The sequence below is a fragment of the Clostridium sp. AM27-31LB genome, from assembly GCF_003480745.1.
Classification (GTDB): domain Bacteria; phylum Bacillota; class Clostridia; order Lachnospirales; family Lachnospiraceae; genus Butyribacter; species Butyribacter intestini.
In genome coordinates, this window is sequence record NZ_QUJS01000002.1 from 321,712 (window position 1) to 344,167 (window position 22,456).

Below are 22,456 nucleotides of genomic sequence, written 5' to 3' on the forward strand. Positions count from 1 at the left end.
TTTACACTGTTATATTTATTTTGTATAATATCTATAGTCCATTATTGTTTTTATACAAAACTTTGTAACATAATTGCATTGAATTTGTAAGCTTCTGTTTGATATAATAGTATTTACTTGGTTAATTATATCCATACAATGTACGGAGGAATATTAAAATGAAAAATCTTAATGAAATACTTGATAGTTATAAGGTGACAGAGCTTAAGGAATTTGCCAAAAATTCTGGAGTTAAGGGTTATTCAAAATTAAAGAAAGCAGAGCTTATTGATACTATTATTTCAAGACTTGCAAATGTTGATGTATCGACACTTGATCTGCCTGATGAGATTAAAAACAGCGTAAATGACAATATACAGAGTACGGCAGCAAATATGGTTGCAGCTATTGCAAAGGATGAAAACAATGTTGCTGCAGCAGATAATAAAGCTGCAACGGAAAATGGTGCAGACGATGACGGTGTTATCAAACTTAAAAACCGTTTATTTGGAGTTGCACCACTTGTTGCAAATGTAATTCCTGACGATATGCCGATACCTCCTTCAAATACACCTAACAGTTTTATGCAGATAAAAAAGATTTATCCAAATGATAAATGCCCTTGCGGAAGCGGTAAAAAATATAAAAAATGCTGCGGAAAAACAGCTTAATAAAAAGAGCAAAATCAGCATTTTGCCAACGAGAATTTTCCTATGCATAAAAAGAACACGGTCTATATTTTAAATCGTGTTCTTTTTGTTTACTCAGGTAAACTATTTCTAATCGTGTCTTTTTTATACTCAGATACATTATTATTATTTTTTTTATATCCGAATACATACTTCCTATTTGATATATGGATTATCTTTTTTCTACAATATCACCCTGTTTTTTATAGATACTTCCTTTTGGAACATATCCTCTTACACTTGACAGAGGGTAGATATTTGTATTACTTCCTATTATAGTACCCGGATTTAATACGCTGTTGCAGCCTACCTCAACATAATTTCCAAGAATGGCTCCCATCTTTTTAAGCCCTGTTTCTATCTTGTCACCTTCATATTTGATGACAATATTTGTCTTGTCTGATTTTACATTTGATGTAATTGAACCTGCACCCATATGTGATTTGTAGCCAAGGATTGAGTCGCCCACATAGTTGTAATGCGGCACCTGCACATTATTGAAAAGGATAACATTTTTTAGTTCTGTAGAATTACCTACGACACATTTTTCTCCTATTATCGCATTACCTCTGATAAAGGCACCCGGTCTTACTTCCGTACCTTTTCCGATGATACAGGGTCCGTTTATGGTTGCGGTAGGTGCTATAGCTGCCGACTTTGCTATCCATACATTGTCACCTTTTTTGTCATAATCATCAGGTGAGAGTGACTCACCAAGCCCCGTTATAAAGTCTTTTATCTTTGGAAGAACCTCCCACGGAAAATCAATATCCGTAAAAATATCTGCGGCTATTGTTTCATCGAAGTTAAATAAGTTTTTGTTTTTTAAATTTTCGTACATATGATTTCCCTCATTTCCATAATTTATTTGTAAATTAGCAATTTACTCTATATATTTTATTGCATTATATGATTATTGCACAAAAAAGTATTTTGTTCAAAATCATGCCACGGATTGCTGTCTGCTTTTATTTCTTATATCATTCATTATGCCTGTTTATTCTTTGTTTTTGAATTATCAGTACCGGACTTTGCGGTGGTTTTCTTAGCAGTTTTCTTTGAAGTCTTATAATTTGCAGCCGCCTTATCAAAGTAAGGTTTGAAAAGATTTTGATAATTTTTGCTCTTTACATTCTGCACATGATTTGTGATAAAGCTGTTTAGTTTCATCATATACTCTTCTTCTGTTATCTTGCCGTCTGCAACCATTGTAAGACCGAGTTCCCAGCTTGCCGTAAGTTCCGGGTTTAAAAGTGCATGGATTGATGCAAACACAACATCATATATCATCTCACCAAGAAGCGTCGGTGTTATAATCTGCGTCTTTTTATTTAAAGAAAGATATTTGATATTGACAAGTTTGCTGAGTATCTCAGCTCTTGTTGCACTCGTACCGATACCACTTCCTTTTATCTGTGCCCTGAGGTCCTCATCTTCGATAAGCTGCCCCGCATTTTCCATCGCAAGTATCATTGAACCTGAATTGTATCTTTTTGGAGGTGAAGTCTCACCTTCTTTAATCTCAGCCGAAAATAAGTCTATCTCCATGCCTTTTTTTAACTGTTTTATCTTCTCAATGGCATTTTTGTCAAGTTTATTGTCATTGTCTGCCGCATCATCTGCACTGCCTTCTGTGGTCTGTGCCTGCTTATCCGTAAGTTTCTGTTTTGCAAAAGAAGCACTTGCAATAGCAAGATACCCCTCTTTTGTCATTATTTTAAAACTTGCAAAAAATGACTCTTTAAGTCTTTCGGCAGTAATATTTATCTTGAGATATTCTGCCGACGGATAAAAAATACAAAGAAATCGTCTGACAATTACTTCATATACCCTTGCTGCTGTCTGGGTTACGCTGTTTAATGCATTAAATCCCTGACCTGTAGGTATGATGGCATAATGGTCCGTTATCTGTTTGTCATTGACATATTTTGTCTTTTCAATCCCTTTATAACTCTGTGCTTCAAGTATTCCCGAAGCTATGTCCCTTACGAGTGCATAGTTTCTAAGACCGCTGATATTTTTGTGTATTTCTTTTGCAACTGCGGTTGATAACACTCTTGCATCAGTTCTCGGATATGTAACAAGCTTCTTTTCATAAAGTTCCTGAACTATCTTTAATGTTTCATCGGGACTTATCTTAAAAAGTTTTGAACAGGTATTTTGCAATTCGGCAAGATTGAAAAGCAGAGGAGGATTTTTCTTCTCTTTTTTCTTTTCGGCTTTACATATAACTGCTTTTACCGCAGGCGGCTCTATCTTTAATTCATCTATCAGCTTTTGTGCATCTTCTTTTTTATTAAAGCCGTTTTCTTTATATAAAAGATGCGATTCAAAATACTGTGAACCTTTTACGGCACGCCATTCACCGTCAAATTTTTGCCTCTCATATCCAAAATTTCCGATAACACGGTAAAAAGGAGTCTTTACAAAATCCCTTATCTCACGCTCTCTCTTGACTACCATACCGAGAACGCATGTCATAACCCTGCCGACAGATACTGCAGACCATTTACCATTGTTTAGATAGTCCATTATCGTTCTGCCATATTTGAGTGAGAGAACTCTTGAAAAGTTGATACCCATAAGATAATCGCTTTTTGCCCTCAGATATGCTGCTGAAGAAAGATTATCATATTCTGATAAAAGTTTTGCTTCTTTTATACCTCGTTTAATCTCCTCCTCTGTCTGTGAGTCTATCCACACACGCCTTTTTTCTTTGTCGGGTGACACTTTTGCCATATCATCGACAAGACGATATATATATTCTCCTTCTCTTCCTGAGTCGGTACAGACATATATGCAGGATACATCGTCCCTGTTTAAAAGACCTTTTACTATATTAAACTGTTTTGAAACACCGGGAATGACCTCATATAAAAAATGTTCCGGAATAAACGGAAGTGTCTGAAAACTCCATTTTTTAAGTGCCGCATCGTAGACCTCAGGATAACTCATCGTAACAAGATGACCTACGCACCAGGTTACGACACTGTTATCTGACTCAAGATAGCCTTTAGAAGCGTTTCCGTTTACATTGAGCACTTTGGCAAATTCCTTTGCAACACTCGGTTTCTCGGCTATAAAAAGATTTTTACCCATTACTAATTATCCTTAATTTTATTTTAGACATTATGACAAATGCGTTACCATAAACACCTGTGGTGCAACATATAATGCAAAATCATTTATTTGTCACAATTCTTTCTGTCATTTAAAAAAGCCGTATAACTTTTGTGGCTGAATATCGCTGCTACTATGGCAACTCCGGCAAGACATACATACTTAACGATTTTTGTGACATTTATTTCTACATTTACTCGTGTTCCTTTTTCCATGATAAACCTCCATTTCTGTGCAGACCTTGCAAGTCAAAATTGGTACTATATATGGGTGCACATAACAATATAAATTTTTAAAGCAGTTTATTTTTAAATTTTATAATCTCCTCTGCTGACAGTCATTTCATAGCCGACAGATTCAATCCTGTTTCTTAAACATCCGGCACACTGAGCCGACTCCTCTCCTGTACATATCTTATTGTCATATAGCTGGTACTTTTTACGCACTGAAACAGGCGAAAGATTTGGCATGACTACATTTGCCCCGGCTTTAAGACCAAGTTCCCTTCCGTTTGGTGCTATCGTTCCGAGTGCTGTTGTCGATGGCAAAAGCACATTCGGAAACATAAGCCTTAGTATTCCAAGAAGAAATAATGTCTGTTCGAGCGTACCGTTTTCCATATCTGCAAAAGGAGTGTCCTGCTGTGATATATAAGGACCAATTCCTATCATATGTGGCTTAAGTTCCTTTAAAAATAACAGGTCATTTACAAGATACTCTGTCGTCTGATAAGGCGAACCAACCATAAATCCCGCACCAACCTGATAACCTATCTCTTTTAAGTCAAAAAGACATTTTTTTCTATTTTCAAGTGAAAGTTCGTCAGGATGAAGTTTTCTATAGTGTTCATCCGTAGCTGTTTCATGTCTTAAAAGGTATCTGTCTGCACCTGCATCATACCAGTATTTATAGGTGTCGTAGTCCCTCTCTCCTACCGATAAAGTCACTGCACAATCACTATGCCGCTTTTTTATATTTCTTACTATATCAGCGATTTTTTCAGCAGTAAAGAACATATCTTCACCGCCCTGAAGAACAAAAGTTCTAAATCCTAGCCTGTAACCCTCATCGGCACATTCGAGTATCTCATCCCCGCTAAGTCTGTACCTTGATGCGTTCGTGTTGCTTTTTCTGATACCGCAATAATAGCAGTCATTGCGACAATAGTTGCTGAATTCTATAAGTCCTCTTATATAAACATCTTTTCCATATATGTTTTCTCTTACTTTTCTGGCAAGACCGAAAAGATATTCGGAATCTTCCTCATCATGCTCTGAAAGCATTTTATAAAATTCATCAGCAGATAATATACTGTTTTTGTGTAATTTATCTATCAATTCTTTTTGAAGCATATTACTCCCCATTTCTGCACACATTTTTGTGTATAGTGCGAAATATAATATATTTCACATATAAGATTTATGTCAAGTATGTGCAGCTAAAAATCTAATAACCAAGTTCTTCGCCTACAAGTATAACTTTTATTCTGCCCGGAATAGCAGATCTTCTTGTTATTACTGTCTGACAGCAGATGCAATCATCAGACTGGCAGTCTGCACATCTTCCGATTTTTGAACATGGTGTATTTTTTGAAAGTCGTACTGCATTTGGCGGTGCGGCAATATTTCTTACTCTTGATATTGCCTCCTCAACATTTTTTACAACTTTGTTCATTCCTACGATAAGAATAACATTTTCAGGTCCGTGGCAAAGACAGGCAACCCTGTTTCCTGTTCCGTCAATATTTACAAGTTCCCCATCCATTGTTACGGCATTTGAACTCATAAAATAATAATCAGATGTCACTATTTTTCCAAAAAGTTCTCTTTTTTCTTCCGGTGTCTTAGCATCTGCCCTGTCGTATATTATATAATCATCAGATTCTTTAAGGTCATCTATAAGACCAATCTCCGAGAGAGTCATCGAACCGCCCCATGATATAGTGCTGTCCGGAGTCAGAAAACGCTTTGCTTTTGCATTTGCCTCCTCTCTGTCTATGCAATAGTATCCCTCAATTCCTCTTGTATTAAACTTATTTATTATCGTCTCAGCCAGATTTTGATAATTTTCCTGTTTTGGAGTAAGTTCTATTTCTAAATCATCCATGTCGTTGTCCTCCTTACAATCAGTGTGGCTGTCCACACTCATAAAGTGTGAACAGCCACATATATTTTTGTGTTATAGGAAACTTCTCGTTTGCTATAACATAAAAAACACTCCGTGAGGATGCGCATTTCGCGGAAAAGAAATAAATGCTACACATTCCGCTCAAGCGCGAAAGAGTCGCAAGCGACTCTTTGTTCTAAAATTTTTTATTCGTAAAGAGGATATTTGTCTGTAAGGCTCTTTACGATAGCTGTTGCTTTTTCAGTATTTGCTTCATGATCATCAATGATAAGTGCGATTGCCTCTGCAACTTTATCCATATCATCAGTATTAAAACCTCTTGTTGACACGGCAGCAGTTCCAAGACGGATACCACTTGTTACAAAAGGTGACTGAGGATCGTCCGGAATAGTGTTTTTATTGCAAGTGATATGAGCTGCGTCAAGCCATTTCTCAACTTCTTTTCCGGTAAGTCCCTTGTCTGCAAGGTCAACTAACATAAGATGATTGTCTGTACCGCCTGATACAATTTTGATGCCACGCTTGATAAGTCCGTTTGCAAGTGCCTGTGCATTGTCAATGATGTTCTTTCCATACTCTTTAAATGCCGGGTCAAGGGCTTCTTTAAAACATACAGCCTTTGCAGCGATAACATGCATGAGCGGACCACCCTGTATTCCAGGGAATAATGCCTTGTTAAGCTTATGCTCTTCAGCAAATTCCTTACTTGAAAGAATCATACCTCCACGAGGTCCACGGAGTGTCTTATGTGTTGTAGTTGTAGTAACATGAGCATAAGGGATCGGACTTTCGTGGTAACCTGCCGCAACAAGACCAGCGATATGTGCCATATCTACCATGAGATATGCACCTACTTCGTCTGCGATTTCCCTAAATCTCTTAAAGTCAATCTTTCTTGCATATGCACTTGCACCTGCAACGATAAGTTTTGGTTTGCACTCTTTTGCAATACGCTCAACTTCATCATAATCTATATATCCGTCACTGTTTACACCATAAGGTACACAGTTAAAATATTTTCCTGAAAAGTTTACCGGGCTTCCATGTGTAAGATGTCCGCCGTGGTCAAGGTTCATTCCCATAAATGTATCACCCGGCTGCATAAGTGCAAAGAATACAGTCATATTTGCCTGTGCACCTGAATGTGGCTGAACATTTGCATAAGTACATCCAAAGAGCTTCATTGCTCTGTCTCTTGCAAGGTCTTCGACTACATCTACATGCTCACATCCACCATAATATCTTTTTCCAGGGTAACCCTCAGCATACTTATTTGTAAGTGTGCTTCCCATAGCTGCCATAACAGCTTTGCTTACAAGGTTTTCTGATGCAATAAGCTCAATGTTGTCTCTCTGTCTCTGTGTCTCGTCCGCCATAGCTTTTGCCAGGTCCGGATCATAATTCTGAACTTCACTAAATGAATACACTCAAATGTCCTCCTTATGTTATATTAATATTTATCTCAGCATAAATATACAACAGGTGTTATATTTTAATGCAGTAAATATCTGTATTTATTGATTATTATTTATTTTTCAGCTATATAAAAATTTATTATTTATGTCTATGCTTCGTCTATCGCTTTTCCAATGTCGTGTCGCATATATTTATTTTCAAAGTCAACCCACTCTGTAGCCCTATAAGCATTTGCTCTGGCTTCTTTTAAGTTTGCACCTTTTGCTGTTATTCCAATGACACGACCGCCGTTTGTGACGATGCCTTCATCTGTTTTCTTTGTACCTGCATGGAATGCATAGTAACCCTCTTTGTCTTTTCCTTCAAAATTTTCAAGACCTTTGATAAGCTTTCCTTTTTCATAATGCTCAGGATAACCGTCAGATGCAAGAACAACGCATACTGCCGCATTGTCCTCAAAGGAAAGTTCGATTTCGTTAAGCCTTCCATCTATGCAGGCGTCTATGACATCAATAATATCATTTTCCATACGAGGAAGCACAACCTGTGCCTCAGGGTCACCAAATCTTGCATTATACTCAAGAACCTTAGGACCGTCCTCAGTGAGCATAAGTCCTACAAATAAAATACCTGTAAAATCTCTGCCCTCTGTTTTCATGGCATCCATTGTCGGCTGATAGATATGTTTTTCACAGAATTCTTTTACATCGTCAGTATAGAAAGGACTTGGTGAGAATGTACCCATTCCACCGGTATTTAATCCCTTATCCCCGTCTTTAGCACGCTTATGATCCTGTGCACTCGTCATAGGTTTGATATGAGTACCGTCACAGAAACAGAGAACAGATGCTTCACGACCTGTCATAAAATCTTCTATTACAATAGTGTCACCTGCTTCACCAAACTGTTTGTCCAGCATGAGTGTTGTGACCCCGGCTTCTGCTTCTTCAAGCGTCTGACATATAAGCACACCTTTTCCGAGTGCAAGACCGTCAGCTTTTAAAACAATAGGAAAACTTGCATTTTCGAGATATAAAAGAGCTTCCTCAGGCGAGTTAAATGTCTCATAATGACAAGTTGGAATATTGTATTTTTTCATAAGATCTTTTGAAAAACTCTTAGAGCCCTCAATGATAGCAGCGTTTTTGCGTGGTCCGAATACACGGAGACCCCTTTCTTCAAAAACATCAACGATACCGCCTACGAGTGGATCATCCATACCTATAATCGTAAGGTCTATCTCATTTTTCTCTGCAAAATCCGCAAGTTTGTCAAATTCCATTGCAGCAATATCAACACATTCAGCTATCTGCGAAATGCCACCGTTTCCCGGTGCACAATAAATCTTATCTACTTTTTTACTCTGCGATACACTCCATGCTATAGCGTGCTCGCGTCCACCGCTTCCTACTATAAGAACTTTCATCATCATCCTCCATTTCTACACAATGTACTCTTTGAAAAAGACATAAAAACTGTTTATTCTTCAATATGTGCAATGCCGTCAACAACTTTAACTTTTCCAGCACCTATCAGCTCAATGGCCTCAGGCAGGATATTCCATTCTGCTTCTTCCATAACACGCTTTTGCAAAATCTCAGGTGTATCATTTTCATGTACCTTAACGGCTTTTTGCAATATGATAGGACCGTGGTCTGCTTCTTCGTCAACAAAATGCACCGTTGCACCTGTAACTTTATTGCCTGTTGCAAGTACACTCTCATGTACCTTAAGCCCGTAATATCCCATACCACAATGTGACGGGATAAGTGACGGATGTATATTTATTATCCTGTTTCTATATTCATGTATCATCTTTACAGGGACTATTACAAGATAGCCGGCAAGAACAACCAGGTCAATATCATGTTTTTTTAGGGTATCAACCATTGTATTCGCAAAATCATCTCGATTTTCATAATCCTTAGGTCTGATGCAAACGGCATCTATACCTGCTTTTTTTGCACGCTCTAAAGCGTAAGCATCAGGTTTGTTGCTGATGACTATTGATATTTCTGTATTTTTGATAGTACCGTCATTTATCTTGTCAATAATAGCCTGGAGATTTGTTCCTCCACCTGAAACACATACGGCAATCTTTTGTTTCTGTCCGTTCATGTATGAAACCTCCTCATAAAGCATTAAGCGGATACGATATATCCGCTTTTTGCCTTTTGTCTGGTAATGTGATTAAAACAAATATTCGCAATCCGCTTAATACCTGCTTGATAGTGATTAAACTAATGTAACACCTTTTTCACCCTTAATAATCTCACCGACGATAAATGCTTTCTGCCCTGACTTATTTACAAGTTCAACAGTCTTATCAGCGTCTGCCGCATCAACTGCAAGCATCATGCCGATACCCATATTGTATGTATTATACATCATTTCTTTTGCAATATCTCCGTCTTTTGCAAGCATATCAAAAATAGGTGGTATCTCGTAACTGTCAGCCTTTATCTGTGCACGAACACCATCGTGAAGCATACGAGGAATATTTTCATAAAATCCACCACCGGTGATATGGCTGCATCCTTTTATCGTAACGCCGCCCTCTTTTACAGAACGAAGTGCTTTTACATAAATGATAGTCGGTGTAAGTAAAGTTTCACCTAAAGTCTTTCCGCCAAGTGATTCATAACTTACTGCAAGATTTTCTTTCTTCATAGGGAATACTTTTCTTACAAGTGAATATCCATTGCTGTGAATACCTGAAGATGCGATACCTACAAGTACATCTCCCTCTTTGATTGACTTGCCCGTTATCATATTTTTACGGTCAACTACACCTACGGCAAAACCTGCAAGGTCATATTCATCTACCGGATAAAAACCAGGCATCTCTGCTGTTTCACCACCGATGAGTGCGGCATTTGACTGTCTGCATCCCTCAGCGACACCGCTTACTATAGACGCAATCTTTTCAGGTTCATTTTTTCCACATGCTATGTAGTCTAAGAAAAATAATGGTTCACCACCTGCACATGCAATGTCATTTACACACATTGCAACACAGTCGATACCAACTGAATCATGCTTATCCATCTCAAAAGCTACTTTTAACTTTGTACCAACGCCATCTGTTCCTGATACAAGTGTAGGCTGCTCCATGTTCTTGAAAGCCTCCATAGAAAATGCACCTGAAAAACCACCTATGTCTGTAAGCACTTCATCCCTCATCGTGCTTGCAATGTGTTTTTTCATGAGTTCAACAGCTTTGTAGCCTGCTTCGATGTCAACTCCAGCGTTTTTGTAATCCATTATTGCCTCCATTCTGCCTTGCGGCACATAAAATTTTCAAGTTCTTTTATCAGATATTTTGTAATAATATTAAATTTTTTTACAAAATTACTATAAACATTTTAAATTTTATCACAAATATTATCATTTGTCATTGAAAATTTATTGAAAAAGTTTAAAAACTTGTTTTTATATGTGAAAAAAGGTATAATCAAGACTGTCCTGTCATAAAAAACTTAAATGATTTAGAAATCATAATGCTTTTGTAAAACATAGAACTAAAATTTTTTAAGGACACCGGTTGAGGAAAAAACATCTTTTAATCTCAGCTTAAAATTACTAAAATGCACGGTAATAATTATACGGCTGAATCACAAGAATAGACAGCAGGCGGTAATATCGGCAGAAATGAGGAATTGATGAATTTTAAAGATTATATAAAAACACACAATATTTTAGCAGACGGTTCTTTTGGAACATACTATGCAGAAAAATACCACACAAACGAAGCCCCTGAATATGCAAATATATATCATAAGGACAGAGTGACAAACATTCATTCTTCCTATCTGGATGCAGGAGCAAATCTTATAAGAACAAATACATTTGCGACAAATACTATGTCTATGCAGAAAGACTTTTCTTTTGTAGAAGACAATATCAAAGAAGCAGTTTCACTCGCCAAGATAGCAGTCAAACTTTCAGGAAAGAAAGATATATTTATAGCCGGTGATATAGGTCCTGTCTCGACGGTATCAGGTGTTTCCAATGAAAATCTTATAAATGAATATTTTAATATAGCAAAGACATTTGCGGATGAAGGGATTGAGATAATACAGTTTGAGACATTTATGAGTCTTGATGTCCTTGCGGATGTGATACCTAAGATAAAGAAAGAACTTGGTCTTTTTATAATGGTATCTTTCTCCGTAAATCAGCTTGGCTACAGTGCATCAGGACTTAGTGCAAAAAATCTTATAAATGACATATGTGCTGTCGATGGCGTTGATGCTGTCGGATTAAACTGCGGCATCGGACCTTATCATATGTATAATATACTTGAAAAAATCAAACTTCCCGAAGACAAAGTGCTTATCGCAATACCAAATGCAGGCTATCCTGTACTTACAAGAAACAGAATGGAATTTAACAGCCATCCTGAGTATTTTGCTGAAAAGACAAAGGAACTGCTCTCACTCGGTGCAGATATAATAGGCGGCTGCTGTGGGACTTCCCCTGAGTTTATAAAGTCTCTTTATGACATTATGAGCATGGATATAAAGGCTGATAAAAAGATACAAAAAACAGATGCGGCTGATGAAAAAGTTTCAAAAAGATGCGGCTTTTTATATGATGAGAACGGCAGAAAGAAAGACAAAAAATTTATCGCCGTTGAACTTATACCACCTTTTAACACTGATGATGAGAAACTTCTTGAATCCGCACATTATCTTAAAAATGCAGGTGTTGATGTACTTACATTTCCGGATTCTCCGTCAGGAAGAACAAGAGTCGATTCTGTCCTTATGGCAGCAAAAGTTTACAGGGAAACTGGTATCGATGTAATGCCTCATGTATGCTGTCGTGACAAAAATGCATTTGCCATGAGGGCAATGTTTATGGGTGCAAAGATAAATGACATTAAAAATTTCCTTATCATAACAGGCGATCCTGTACCTGCATCAGCGAGAGATCTTGTCAAATCCGTATTTAATTTCAGTTCGGTAGGTCTTATGAAGATTGCTCAGGAAATGAACAGGGAAGTATTTAATGAAAATCCATTAAACTATGGTGGTGCAATAAACCAGAACCTCATAAATCTCGAATCAATAATAAACACTACAAAGAGAAAAATGGACGCAGGTGCAAGCTTCTTCCTTACCCAGCCTGTATTTTCAAAAGAAGAAGCCGACAGACTCAGAAAAATCAAGGAGGAAACAGGTGCTTGTATATTTGCAGGTATAATGCCGCTTATAAGCCGCAGAAATGCTCTCTTTATGAAAAATGAGATTGCAGGTATAAATGTGACCGATGAGATAGTAAACCGATATCCTGAAAACGGCTCAAAGGAGGACGGCGAAAAAGTTGCCGTGGAACTTGCAAAAGAGATAATATCCTATATTGATGATTTTGCGGATGGTTATTATTTCAGTTTTCCGTTCAACAGAGTTTATCTTCTCAATAGGATTTTGGGGTAACCTTGCTTGAATAAAGTTTGACGAAAAAATAGAAGTACCTTTTTCTAACTCATGGACAACTTGCGTTTCGGAGAACATCGTAGCAGTACATAAAGGTGTCAAATACACACCTTAAGTACTGACTATGTTCTAACGCCATTCGTTTAGAAAAGGTACTTCTATTTTTTCTGTGTAATGATAGTTGTTAGTTTTAAACATTGCCTTTTAGATAAGTAAAAGCAATCCTATACAATAAATTTTTATATTTATCGTACATTATTTCAAATTCATGAGCACTCATTTTTGACTTCATATTATGCCTCCTTTCACTTTATATACAAGTGAAAATGAAAAAAAGTCAATTTTTTATTTTATTTTTTCAATCAGAGAATAAAGTGTTTTTACTACATCATAATATCTGCTTTCGTCCATATTAAATTTTCCATTATGTATAGGATAATTTGTTTCTTTTTCGATTTCTGCCGTAAATACGATGAATACTCCTTTTGCATAATTAAAGTAGTATGCTGCACTGTCCCCGGACAGAAAGTGTTTGTCTACCAGCCGGCAGTTTTTGTTCCAAATTTTACTGCCACATTCCAGTGTGGTGTCTACAAGATATTTGTCGTTTATTATAGGTGGTATCGGCTCTTTTGTTATATCCATTTCTACTTTTACATTATATTTTTCTTCAATCTGTGATGCAATGTCAAAGATAATATTGTATAATTTGTGATAATCTTCGGGTTTTGCCGCTCTGAGTGTTCCCTCCATATAAACATCTGATGCGATAACATTTTTTGCCGAACCGCCGTTTATCGTTCCTATCCCCATTATAAATGGCAGGTCTGAGGTGTATGTGCTGTTTAGTTCGTTTAATTTTAATATAAATTCACTTGATGCCACAATCGCATCAGTGCCTTTATCCGAGTTACACCAGTGTGCAGATTTACCTTTTATTGCCACTTCCATTTTTCCGATGGCAGCAGATGCAGAGCCATATTGCACTTCCATTCCATATGGGGCATCATTTACAAAATGAAACATTATAAAGTAATCTACATCAGGTGATTTCATAACACCACCGTTAAGCATTATATCTGTTCCTTCTCCATTTTCCTCGGCAGGCTGAAATATAAATTTTATCGTATTTTTTAATTCGGATTTATTTTCGTTACATATTTTTGCAAGTACAAGTGCACACGCCATTATAGCGTCATGACCGCAAGCGTGTGATACTTCTTTATTCAGACTTTTATATTCAATATCATTTTCTTCTTTGACAGCTATCGCATCCATTTCAGCACGCACTGCTACGACTTTTGCACCTGGATTTTTAGAGTATATAACGGCAGTTATGCCACACTCCCCTATTCTTTTCGTTACAATTCCATTTTTATTTAAATATTTTTCTATATAGTCGGCAGTTGAATATTCTTTTAAGCTGAGTTCCGGGTGTGCATGAAAATATCGTCTGAGTTCCACTATTTCATTTTGATAATCCTTAAATTTTGTTGTTTTCATTCTAGTCCTCGTTTATATTTTAGCCTTATTGTTATCACTTTCAGTCTCATTAGTCTGACTCACATTCAGGTTATTGCTGCTGTAATTAAAAAATGCTAATTAAGAAAGAACCCTATAAGTATCAGATTTTTCCAACACCTATAGGGTTTTTTTAAATTATGATTAAAACAGACATTCGCAAATAGCGAAGCATCTGACATTCAAAATATGAGATTAGTTGCCCATCTGAGCTGCAACTTCTGCTGCGAAGTCTTCTTCCTTCTTCTCAAGACCTTCACCAGTCTCAAAACGAACAAAGCTCTTAAGGTTGATGCTTACGCCCTCAGCCTTAGCAACGCTCTCTACATACTTCTTAACATTCTCTTTGTTTTCAGCCTTAACATATTCCTGCTCAAGAAGGCAAACTTCTTTAAGCTCTTTGTTAAGACGACCTGTAATCATCTTCTCGATGATTTCATCAGGCTTGTTAGCATTCTTAGGATCGTTCTTAGCCTGTGCAAGAAGGATTTCCTTCTCATGCTCTTTGTACTCAGCATCTACATCATCAGATGAAAGATACTTTGGATTTAATGCAGCGATCTGCATAGCTACATTCTTTAAGCACTCTTTAACTGCGTCAGTTGCATTGGCTGTGTCAGCTTCAACTAAAACACCAATCTTTCCGCCTGCATGGATATAAGAAACTACTGTTCCCTCTGTCTCAATCTTAGCGAAACGACGAATGTTCATGTTCTCACCGATAACAGCGATCATAGCTTTAAGCTTCTCATCTACCGTAACGCTTGTGTCAAGTGCCCAAGGCTCAGCAAGGAAAGCATCGATATCTGCTGCTGATGTTGTCTTAGCCTGTGCTGCAACTTCTGCAACATAATCCTGGAATTTTTCGTTCTTAGCAACGAAGTCTGTCTCAGAGTTTACTTCTACGATAGAAGCTGTCTTTCCATCTTCTGAAACATCAACTGCAACGATACCTTCTGCAGCGATACGACCAGACTTTTTAGCAGCCTTAGCAAGACCGTTCTCTCTAAGCCACTCTACTGCCTTGTCCATATCTCCGTCAGTCTGACCGAGTGCTTTCTTACAATCCATCATTCCGGCACCAGTCATTTCTCTTAACTCTTTAACCTGTTTAGCTGTAATTGCCATTTTAGAATCCTCCTATTTAAAATTTGATTATGCGTCAACTTCCTCAGCTGCTTCTTCTGCCATAGACTCACCCTGGTTAGCTTCGATAACTGCGTCAGCCATCTTAGAAACGATAAGTTTAACGGCTCTGATAGCATCATCGTTACCTGGGATAACATAGTCAAGTTCTTCCGGATCACAGTTTGTATCTGCGATACCGATAAGAGGAATACCAAGTGTATGTGCTTCCTGAATACAGATTCTTTCTTTCTTTGGATCTACTACAAAGATAGCGTCAGGGAGCTTCTTCATATCTTTGATACCGCCGAGGTTCTTCTCAAGTTTATCCCACTCTTTTTTGATAAGGATAACTTCCTTCTTAGGAAGAACATCAAATGTACCATCTTCAGACATAGTCTCGATCTCTTTTAATCTCTTGATACGAGTCTGGATTGTCTTGAAGTTTGTAAGCATACCACCAAGCCATCTCTCGTTTACATAATACATTCCACAACGCTCAGCTTCTGTCTTGATAGAATCCTGTGCCTGTTTCTTTGTTCCTACGAAAAGGATAGAACCACCGTTTGCAACGATGTCTTTAACAGCATTGTAAGCTTCATCTACTTTACCTACAGATTTCTGTAAGTCGATGATATAAATACCATTACGCTCTGTGTAGATGTACTCAGCCATTTTAGGGTTCCATCTTCTTGTCTGATGTCCAAAGTGAACACCTGCTTCAAGTAACTGTTTCATTGAAATAACGCTCATAATTGTACCTCCATGGTTTTTCTTCTTCCATATGCTTCCAAACATAAGACCTTTGACATGGCGTTACTATGTCAAGGCACCGATACGAAATCCGCATATGTGATTGATAATAAATTAATAGGTATGTCATGCGACAATGCACACAACATACCTACTATATCATAATATTTTTTGGTTTGCAAGTAATATTTTTACAATCCTAAGATTTTCTCAACTGTTTTCTGCATATCCTCTGTCTCACATACTGTATCATGAAGAACGGGAGCAGTGCGGATTTCTTCAACTGCATTTGGAATTTTAACTCCTGATGTTTTGCAAAGCTCGTCGATAAGTGCAAAATCGTCCATTCCCTCATACTTTTTGTCGATGGCACTCATAACGCTTGTGCCAAACTTGTATGGGCTTGCTGTTGACGCGATGATTGTCTTTGTATCATCGTTTGTCTTTTCTTTGTATGTATGATATACGGAAGATGCAACTGCCGTATGAGTATCCATTACATAACCTGTCTCATCAAATACTCTCTTTATCTCTTTTGCAGTGTCCTCTTCGCTCGCCCATCCGCCTGTGAAATCAGCAAGTTTTGCCTTCATTTCATCAGTGATAGTATATTTTCCTGTTGTCTTAAGTGCATCCATCATTTCTGCTGTCTTCTTGGCATCATCCCCGGCAATTCTAAAGATAAGTCTTTCGAGGTTGCTTGAGATAAGAATATCCATAGATGGTGATGAAGTAAGGATAAACTCACGGTTTCTGTCATAAACACCCGTCTCAAAGAAATCGTAAAGAACTTTGTTTTCATTTGAAGCACAGATAAGTTTTCCAACAGGAACCCCCATGTTCTTAGCATAGAAAGCTGCAAGGATATTTCCAAAGTTTCCTGTAGGTACTACAAAGTTTACTTTCTCTCCTGCCTTTATATCTCCGTTTGCAAGAAGTCTTGTGTATGAATAAACATAGTAAACAACCTGTGGTACAAGACGGCCGATGTTGATAGAGTTTGCAGATGAGAACTGGTATCCGTGCCCGTCCATCACTTTTGCAAGTTCTTTATTGTTAAACATTGCCTTAACACCACTCTGTGCATCATCAAAGTTTCCTGTGATGCCGACAACTTTTGTGTTTGCACCTTTCTGTGTCACCATCTGGCGTTCCTGAATCTTGCTTACGCCGTTTTTAGGGTAAAATACGATAATACTTGTTCCCTCAACATCTGCAAATCCGGCAAGAGCAGCCTTTCCTGTATCTCCTGAAGTAGCAGTAAGTATAACAATCTCATTTTTGATATTGTTTTTCTTAGCTGATGTTGTAAGAAGGTGAGGCAGTATTGAAAGTGCCATATCTTTAAAGGCAATCGTTGCACCGTGGAATAACTCAAGATAGTACGCATCTGATTTTTTCACTAGCGGAGCAATCTCTTTTGTGTCAAACTTTGAATCATATGCTCTCTCGATGCAGGTCTTTAATTCATTTTCCGTAAAGTCAGTGAAAAACAGCTTCATAACTTCATATGCTGTCTCCTGATATGTCATCTTAGATATATCTTCTAAAGATACATCAAGTTTTGGAATACTAACAGGTACAAAAAGTCCGCCGTCATCCGCAAGACCTTTTAAGATAGCCTGTGATGCAGTAACCTTTGTGCCCTCGCTTCGAGTGCTCTGATACATAAGTTCCATTATTTCCTCCATTCCGCCGCACCATATATAGTACAGTCATTAAATAGTTATCTTTTTGTCTTTTAATGATATATTATACATTATGAAATAAGTTATTGCAAGAATGTTTCTGACATATTCTAACTATATGTCAAGATATTTTTATGTTACAATGTACTATCATACTAATTTTCCCACCACTCCTTTATAAACATTGTTTTATCTATATAAAAACATTGATTTTCTATTATCTTGTCATATCTTTGCTTTCCAGTACATAAAGTTGTATTTACTTATAAAATTCATGACAGTGATACCTAAACAGTCTTGTAAGGCATCTGTCAAACCATGATACATTACCTTTGTCAGCAAGTGCCCGTTCCATAAAGTACAATGCACCCGCCGAATGGTCTACACCTGCTAAGGCATCTTTTACGGCACTTTTTGTATCATCAGATACATTTACTGTATAATATCTTCCGTCCATTATTGGCGAGAACTGGTATGTCCCACCTCTGTGTGCGAAAACTACATCTTTTATCGTTGATGGAAATGATTTATTTTTAACTCTGTTTAAAACAACATTTGCGACAAGCACTTTACCCTTATGGTCCTCGCCACCTGCTTCTGCTTCAACTATCCTCTCAAGAATTTTTCTGTCAGTTGCAGTTACGCTTACGCCACAGGCTTTTTTAATCTGTTTTACCCTGTATGCTTTCAGTCTTTCATCATGCAGCCGTTTCAGATTTGAAATCTTTTTAATATTTGCTCTGTTTTTTATGCCATATTCATTTTCTGACATTATCACAACATTGTTTTCTTTAATTGTTTTAGAAAGGCAATCGCTTGAATTTAATAATCCCATAGTCATACTGCCAGCCATTATCATAATATATATTTTGTTATTATACATATAAATTCTCCTTACATAACAATATATGAATACTTTTGTAAAATTATTCACATAATTGTAATAATTTATACATGCTATTTTGTATATTGCATGTATATTTTATTTAAGAAAGTGGCTTTGCATATCATAAAACTTATAAAGATGCAGTTGTATCTATAGGTTTTGCAAATACTGTTGGTCATCCGTCCAGCTATCCTATATCGTTTCAAATTTATGCTAATGCGGCAGCCCTGTTATGCTATTGAAAATAATATCAATATTTGTCGTTTTTAATTTATATTGTATTTTAAATTCTTAAATGTTAAAATCAACATAGTTAGTTATTTTCCAAAGACAAATAATAAACAGGAGAAATAAATTTATGAAAAATTTACCGGGAGTATTTAAAGCACAAAAGAAAAACGGAGATATTTATTACAGAAGTTCTATAACATTCCGCTCAAAACATATAAGTCTTGGAAGTTTTGATAATGATGAGGACGCCAATGCGGCATATAATGATGCAACAGCTATAATTCAAAGTGAAAACACATATATTCCGGAGGATTTTTCTAAAACAATATGTCAAAAGCTTGATTTTAAGAAATGGGTATCTCTGATAAATTTTAAAAATAATGGAATATATATCAAAACACCGATATATATGCGTAATAAATTTTTCAACTACTATCTTTCAAAAAATGATGTACTTACTTTTGATATAGATGACCTTTTCTACTATTCTAACCATTCTATAATGAGACGAGGAACGCATTTGTTTGTTGCTGAGTACGGTATGCAGACAAATATCGCATCGAGGTACGGCATAAGAAATTTTGCAAGAAAAGATATTGATTTCAAATTTGTAAACGGAGATATAAACGATTTTAGATATGCTAATATTGAGATAATAAATCCATATCAGGGAGTTACCGTTGAAACCGCCAACGGTATAACTTCTTACATATCCAAAATTCATATAAATGGTTACAATCTCATAGGAAAGTATGACAAGATAGAGCACGCGGCCATCGCCTATAATAAAGCGGTTGATATGCTTGCGGATAATGACTGCACGACCAATTATGAAAAAAATTATATAAATGATTACTCAAATGAAGAATACATGGAAATATATAAAAAAATACATATTCCGTCGAAAATTTTTGAAAAGTAATTATAAAAACAGCCATGAAAGATAAATTCTATCATGGCTGTTTTTTTGCTTATTTTGTGGTAAACCATTTTAATCCTGCTTTTTTTAATTTCTTAACAGAATCTTTTTTCAGGCTTTTTGAAGAAATAATACTTAAATGGCATTTCTTTTTGTTTCCTAATCTAAATGATTTATTGCAAAAGTTAATTTTTTTGCCAAAACTGTTATTTAATGTAATCGTTCTAATATTTTTGCATCCCTCAAAAGCATTTTTTCCTACCGTAAATGTCTTAATTTTTTTGACGGCTGTAATATTTATTTTTTTCAGATAAGTGTTATTTTTAAAAGCTTTATCTCCTATTTTATTGATACTGTAGACAAGACCGTTATAAGTTACCCCTTTGTTTATGGTTAAATTCGTAACCTTTTTACCTTTAGCTGTCGCTCCTGTCAGCATACATTCTCCTCCACCTGTTATCTGGTATTTGAATTTACCGACTGTAATATTTCTTTTATATGGTGTTGTTGCAAGTGTTATATATTTTTCGATATACAAATCACTTTTTCTTAAATTTGATTTATCATAGCCCTTTACACCAAATGTTTTAGCATCTTCAAGATAACAGTAAACATTCTGTTGTTTGCTGCCGCTGTCCATCCATGTAAGGTCAACACCGTAATATTTTTTACCCACTTTTACATAGTTCCATTCATGACCGCCACCTGCATCTCCGCCTACATTTACGCAGTCAATTCCAAAGTAATTGCACATCATTTTGAATGTATAAGCATATCCGACACAGACGCATTCATGTTTTTCTGACTGGTTGATTACATATGCCGCATCACGGTATTTTGATGAATAGTTACCTTTTTTGTCTTTATCTTCTGTATATGTCAGATTAGCACATATTACTCTTGCAATGTTGTCGAGCGTATCTGCTGTTGTCTTACCTTTTTTTACTTTTTTGAGTAAGTTCGGGTATCTGTCTGAGTTTTCAACAGTATTAAAGTTTCTGATTACCTCACTTGCATTATAATCATATGAAGGGTGCATATAACAATATGTTCTGCCATTTGACCCGGCAGCCATATTTACACTGCAGCCTCTCATCCATGAAAGTTCCGGATGGTCTTCCGTAAAACAGGTATATACATTAAACAAACCTAAGCCGTCACCTGTATTGATGGAGAATTTAATGCCTTTATTGACATTTTTTCCATCATGGTAATAGTTCCACATTGCTTTATAAAGACCTCTGCCGGCAGCATCATCTATAGCCAGATAGTTCTCTCCTACCGCTTTTGTTTTAAACCATGCGATTTTTGCTTCAGGTTCTTCCAGTGCTACATTTTCATCAAGAAGCGTATATGAGTCTAAATCATTTGGGTCAACATCACAATCCTCATTTACGGTTACATCTTTCTGATATGAAGTAGTCTTTTCATTCTTTTTATACTGAGCATAAAGCACTGTATCTGTTGCGAGTTTCACTTCATCTGTTTCTACGACAAACTCTTTATCTTTTGTAGCCCATCCTAAGAATGTGTACCCATCTTTTTCTACTACCGGAAGTGTGCCATAATACTGTAAGTCTGTATCTATACTGTATTTTACACTCTTATAGTATCTGTCATTTTCTGTTGCAAGGTCTTCATAACCACTCTTGAACGAACCGCCGTCAGCGTCAAAGAATACTTTGTGAGTTCCACCAGTCCATATCGGCTCAAGTGTTATATCGTCAGGATAATCAACTTTGCTGCCCTCTTTTACTATAACATCCTCATATCCTGCTGATGTAATCTTCCACTCTGAACTTGCGTTGCAGCCTGATTTGTAAACTTTAGGAAGTTTTATCGTTTCTCCGAATGTTTCTTTGATTGTGTTGTTTGTCTCATCAAAGAACTCATCATTGATATTGCTGTCTTTTGCAAGTGTACCGCCATCAAGTTTAAATGTATAACTGTAAACTGCACCGTTCCATTTTGCATAGAATTTCATGTCCTTACTTTCAGATTTTTTTGTCTGTGTATAAACATCACCTAAAAGCTCTGCATTGTCATACCATCCTTTGAAAACATATCCTGTGTTGCCCATCTGTCAGGTCCAGAACTGGTACCCTTTTTAGGATTCTCATAAATCTTATGTGTAGTTCCTGTAGAACTGCTTCTAGAATCTCCGTATTTATCTACGGTTGTAAACCACCACCACTTACAAACTTTTGTCTCTGTACCGGGGATTGGTATTTTTTCTGCTAAATTGATTTTAAGATTACCATTTGTAAATACATGACTGTCATTAGCATTGAACACAGTGCCGTATTTATTCGTATAATTTTTCTTTACATATTTAACAAACTCATCTTTTGTATCCCAGTTCCACGCTTTGTAAACTCCGTTTGCTGCTCCTGCTTCTTTCGTAGTGCTCATAGTCTCTTTTAATGGCGGTAAACCGCTAAAAATACCTAAAGTAAGACTAACTGCTAAAGTCATCGAGATTAACCTTTTAAATCTCATCTTTTACTCCTCCTCTACTTTTTTAGATTAGCTTTCAATTTACTCTAAACGCAAAAAAGAGA

At 36.6% G+C, this 22,456-nt stretch carries 19 protein-coding genes; 3 read left to right on the top strand and 16 right to left on the bottom strand.

Annotation, left to right across the window (positions count from 1 at the left end; genetic code table 11):
- Positions 1-158: 158 nt before the first annotated feature.
- A complete protein-coding gene (locus tag DW721_RS05070; RefSeq protein WP_022014140.1) occupies positions 159-650 on the top strand; it encodes a Rho termination factor N-terminal domain-containing protein in 492 nt (163 codons plus the stop codon).
- A gap of 190 nt (positions 651-840) precedes the next feature.
- Here the strand turns inward: DW721_RS05070 and DW721_RS05075 are convergent, their stop codons facing one another.
- The 9 genes from DW721_RS05075 to purM all read right to left on the bottom strand — a co-directional run bounded on the left by DW721_RS05075 (position 841) and on the right by purM (position 10,595).
- Positions 841-1,509, bottom strand: a complete 669-nt coding sequence (locus DW721_RS05075) for a UDP-N-acetylglucosamine pyrophosphorylase (RefSeq protein ID WP_118745041.1) — start codon at positions 1,507-1,509, stop codon at positions 841-843.
- A gap of 146 nt (positions 1,510-1,655) precedes the next feature.
- The gene (locus DW721_RS05080; RefSeq protein WP_118745042.1) at positions 1,656-3,767 is read right to left on the bottom strand and encodes a DNA topoisomerase; all 2,112 of its coding nucleotides are present in this window, start codon (positions 3,765-3,767) and stop codon (positions 1,656-1,658) included.
- A gap of 86 nt (positions 3,768-3,853) precedes the next feature.
- On the bottom strand, positions 3,854-4,003 hold the full coding sequence (locus DW721_RS16035; RefSeq protein ID WP_156335797.1) for a hypothetical protein: 150 nt from the start codon (positions 4,001-4,003) through the stop codon (positions 3,854-3,856).
- Positions 4,004-4,096: 93 nt separating this feature from the next.
- A complete protein-coding gene (gene hydE / locus DW721_RS05085) occupies positions 4,097-5,140 on the bottom strand; it encodes a [FeFe] hydrogenase H-cluster radical SAM maturase HydE (protein ID WP_055941912.1) in 1,044 nt (347 codons plus the stop codon).
- Between the two features lie 94 nt (positions 5,141-5,234).
- Positions 5,235-5,894, bottom strand: a complete 660-nt coding sequence (locus DW721_RS05090) for a lactate utilization protein (RefSeq protein WP_055941910.1) — start codon at positions 5,892-5,894, stop codon at positions 5,235-5,237.
- A gap of 206 nt (positions 5,895-6,100) precedes the next feature.
- Positions 6,101-7,342 (bottom strand): serine hydroxymethyltransferase, encoded by a 1,242-nt coding sequence (glyA, locus tag DW721_RS05095; protein ID WP_022015050.1) that lies wholly within the window; start codon positions 7,340-7,342, stop codon positions 6,101-6,103.
- Between the two features lie 137 nt (positions 7,343-7,479).
- Complete coding sequence (gene purD / locus DW721_RS05100; protein WP_118745043.1) at positions 7,480-8,757, bottom strand: phosphoribosylamine--glycine ligase; 1,278 nt, start codon at positions 8,755-8,757, stop codon at positions 7,480-7,482.
- 53 nt (positions 8,758-8,810) lie between these two features.
- A complete protein-coding gene (gene purN, locus DW721_RS05105; protein WP_118745044.1) occupies positions 8,811-9,449 on the bottom strand; it encodes a phosphoribosylglycinamide formyltransferase in 639 nt (212 codons plus the stop codon).
- A 117-nt stretch (positions 9,450-9,566) separates the two neighbouring features.
- Entirely contained in the window at positions 9,567-10,595 is a 1,029-nt protein-coding gene (purM, locus tag DW721_RS05110) for a phosphoribosylformylglycinamidine cyclo-ligase (protein ID WP_118498942.1), read from the bottom strand.
- 398 nt (positions 10,596-10,993) lie between these two features.
- On the opposite strand from purM, the gene DW721_RS05115 reads away from it, so the two are divergent.
- Complete coding sequence (locus DW721_RS05115) at positions 10,994-12,772, top strand: bifunctional homocysteine S-methyltransferase/methylenetetrahydrofolate reductase (RefSeq protein WP_118745045.1); 1,779 nt, start codon at positions 10,994-10,996, stop codon at positions 12,770-12,772.
- 345 nt (positions 12,773-13,117) lie between these two features.
- On the opposite strand, the gene DW721_RS05120 is transcribed toward DW721_RS05115, so the two are convergent.
- The 5 genes from DW721_RS05120 to DW721_RS05140 all read right to left on the bottom strand — a co-directional run bounded on the left by DW721_RS05120 (position 13,118) and on the right by DW721_RS05140 (position 18,742).
- Positions 13,118-14,275, bottom strand: a complete 1,158-nt coding sequence (locus tag DW721_RS05120; protein ID WP_118745046.1) for a M20 family metallopeptidase — start codon at positions 14,273-14,275, stop codon at positions 13,118-13,120.
- A 213-nt stretch (positions 14,276-14,488) separates the two neighbouring features.
- Positions 14,489-15,421 carry a translation elongation factor Ts gene (tsf, locus tag DW721_RS05125; protein ID WP_022015057.1) on the bottom strand — a complete coding sequence of 311 codons (933 nt, stop codon included), beginning with the start codon at positions 15,419-15,421 and terminating at the stop codon, positions 14,489-14,491.
- A 27-nt stretch (positions 15,422-15,448) separates the two neighbouring features.
- Positions 15,449-16,171 carry a 30S ribosomal protein S2 gene (gene rpsB / locus DW721_RS05130; RefSeq protein ID WP_118745047.1) on the bottom strand — a complete coding sequence of 241 codons (723 nt, stop codon included), beginning with the start codon at positions 16,169-16,171 and terminating at the stop codon, positions 15,449-15,451.
- A gap of 191 nt (positions 16,172-16,362) precedes the next feature.
- A complete protein-coding gene (gene thrC / locus DW721_RS05135; protein WP_022015059.1) occupies positions 16,363-17,850 on the bottom strand; it encodes a threonine synthase in 1,488 nt (495 codons plus the stop codon).
- Positions 17,851-18,118: 268 nt separating this feature from the next.
- Complete coding sequence (locus tag DW721_RS05140; protein ID WP_118745048.1) at positions 18,119-18,742, bottom strand: cell wall hydrolase; 624 nt, start codon at positions 18,740-18,742, stop codon at positions 18,119-18,121.
- Between the two features lie 361 nt (positions 18,743-19,103).
- On the opposite strand from DW721_RS05140, the gene DW721_RS05145 reads away from it, so the two are divergent.
- Positions 19,104-19,898: a hypothetical protein gene (locus DW721_RS05145; protein WP_118745049.1), complete on the top strand. Its 795-nt coding sequence runs from the start codon at positions 19,104-19,106 to the stop codon at positions 19,896-19,898.
- Between the two features lie 49 nt (positions 19,899-19,947).
- On the opposite strand, the gene DW721_RS05150 is transcribed toward DW721_RS05145, so the two are convergent.
- Positions 19,948-21,975 carry an InlB B-repeat-containing protein gene (locus tag DW721_RS05150; RefSeq protein ID WP_118745050.1) on the bottom strand — a complete coding sequence of 676 codons (2,028 nt, stop codon included), beginning with the start codon at positions 21,973-21,975 and terminating at the stop codon, positions 19,948-19,950.
- Positions 21,921-22,394: a hypothetical protein gene (locus tag DW721_RS05155; RefSeq protein ID WP_118745051.1), complete on the bottom strand. Its 474-nt coding sequence runs from the start codon at positions 22,392-22,394 to the stop codon at positions 21,921-21,923. The genes DW721_RS05150 and DW721_RS05155 overlap by 55 nt, the downstream gene beginning before the upstream one ends.
- Between the last annotated feature and the right edge of the window lie 62 nt (positions 22,395-22,456).

Bases quoted from the DNA above. Each gene is read 5' to 3' on its own strand.
- DW721_RS05070 (WP_022014140.1), top strand. From the start codon at position 159: ATGAAAAATCTTAATGAAATACTTGATAGTTATAAGGTGACAGAGCTT.
- DW721_RS05075 (WP_118745041.1), bottom strand. From the start codon at position 1,509: ATGTACGAAAATTTAAAAAACAAAAACTTATTTAACTTCGATGAAACA.
- DW721_RS05080 (WP_118745042.1), bottom strand. From the start codon at position 3,767: ATGGGTAAAAATCTTTTTATAGCCGAGAAACCGAGTGTTGCAAAGGAA.
- DW721_RS16035 (WP_156335797.1), bottom strand. From the start codon at position 4,003: ATGGAAAAAGGAACACGAGTAAATGTAGAAATAAATGTCACAAAAATC.
- hydE (WP_055941912.1), bottom strand. From the start codon at position 5,140: ATGCTTCAAAAAGAATTGATAGATAAATTACACAAAAACAGTATATTA.
- DW721_RS05090 (WP_055941910.1), bottom strand. From the start codon at position 5,894: ATGGATGATTTAGAAATAGAACTTACTCCAAAACAGGAAAATTATCAA.
- purD (WP_118745043.1), bottom strand. From the start codon at position 8,757: ATGAAAGTTCTTATAGTAGGAAGCGGTGGACGCGAGCACGCTATAGCA.
- purN (WP_118745044.1), bottom strand. From the start codon at position 9,449: ATGAACGGACAGAAACAAAAGATTGCCGTATGTGTTTCAGGTGGAGGA.
- purM (WP_118498942.1), bottom strand. From the start codon at position 10,595: ATGGATTACAAAAACGCTGGAGTTGACATCGAAGCAGGCTACAAAGCT.
- DW721_RS05115 (WP_118745045.1), top strand. From the start codon at position 10,994: ATGAATTTTAAAGATTATATAAAAACACACAATATTTTAGCAGACGGT.
- DW721_RS05120 (WP_118745046.1), bottom strand. From the start codon at position 14,275: ATGAAAACAACAAAATTTAAGGATTATCAAAATGAAATAGTGGAACTC.
- tsf (WP_022015057.1), bottom strand. From the start codon at position 15,421: ATGGCAATTACAGCTAAACAGGTTAAAGAGTTAAGAGAAATGACTGGT.
- rpsB (WP_118745047.1), bottom strand. From the start codon at position 16,171: ATGAGCGTTATTTCAATGAAACAGTTACTTGAAGCAGGTGTTCACTTT.
- thrC (WP_022015059.1), bottom strand. From the start codon at position 17,850: ATGGAACTTATGTATCAGAGCACTCGAAGCGAGGGCACAAAGGTTACT.
- DW721_RS05140 (WP_118745048.1), bottom strand. From the start codon at position 18,742: ATGTATAATAACAAAATATATATTATGATAATGGCTGGCAGTATGACT.
- DW721_RS05145 (WP_118745049.1), top strand. From the start codon at position 19,104: ATGAAAAATTTACCGGGAGTATTTAAAGCACAAAAGAAAAACGGAGAT.
- DW721_RS05150 (WP_118745050.1), bottom strand. From the start codon at position 21,975: ATGGGCAACACAGGATATGTTTTCAAAGGATGGTATGACAATGCAGAG.
- DW721_RS05155 (WP_118745051.1), bottom strand. From the start codon at position 22,394: ATGAGATTTAAAAGGTTAATCTCGATGACTTTAGCAGTTAGTCTTACT.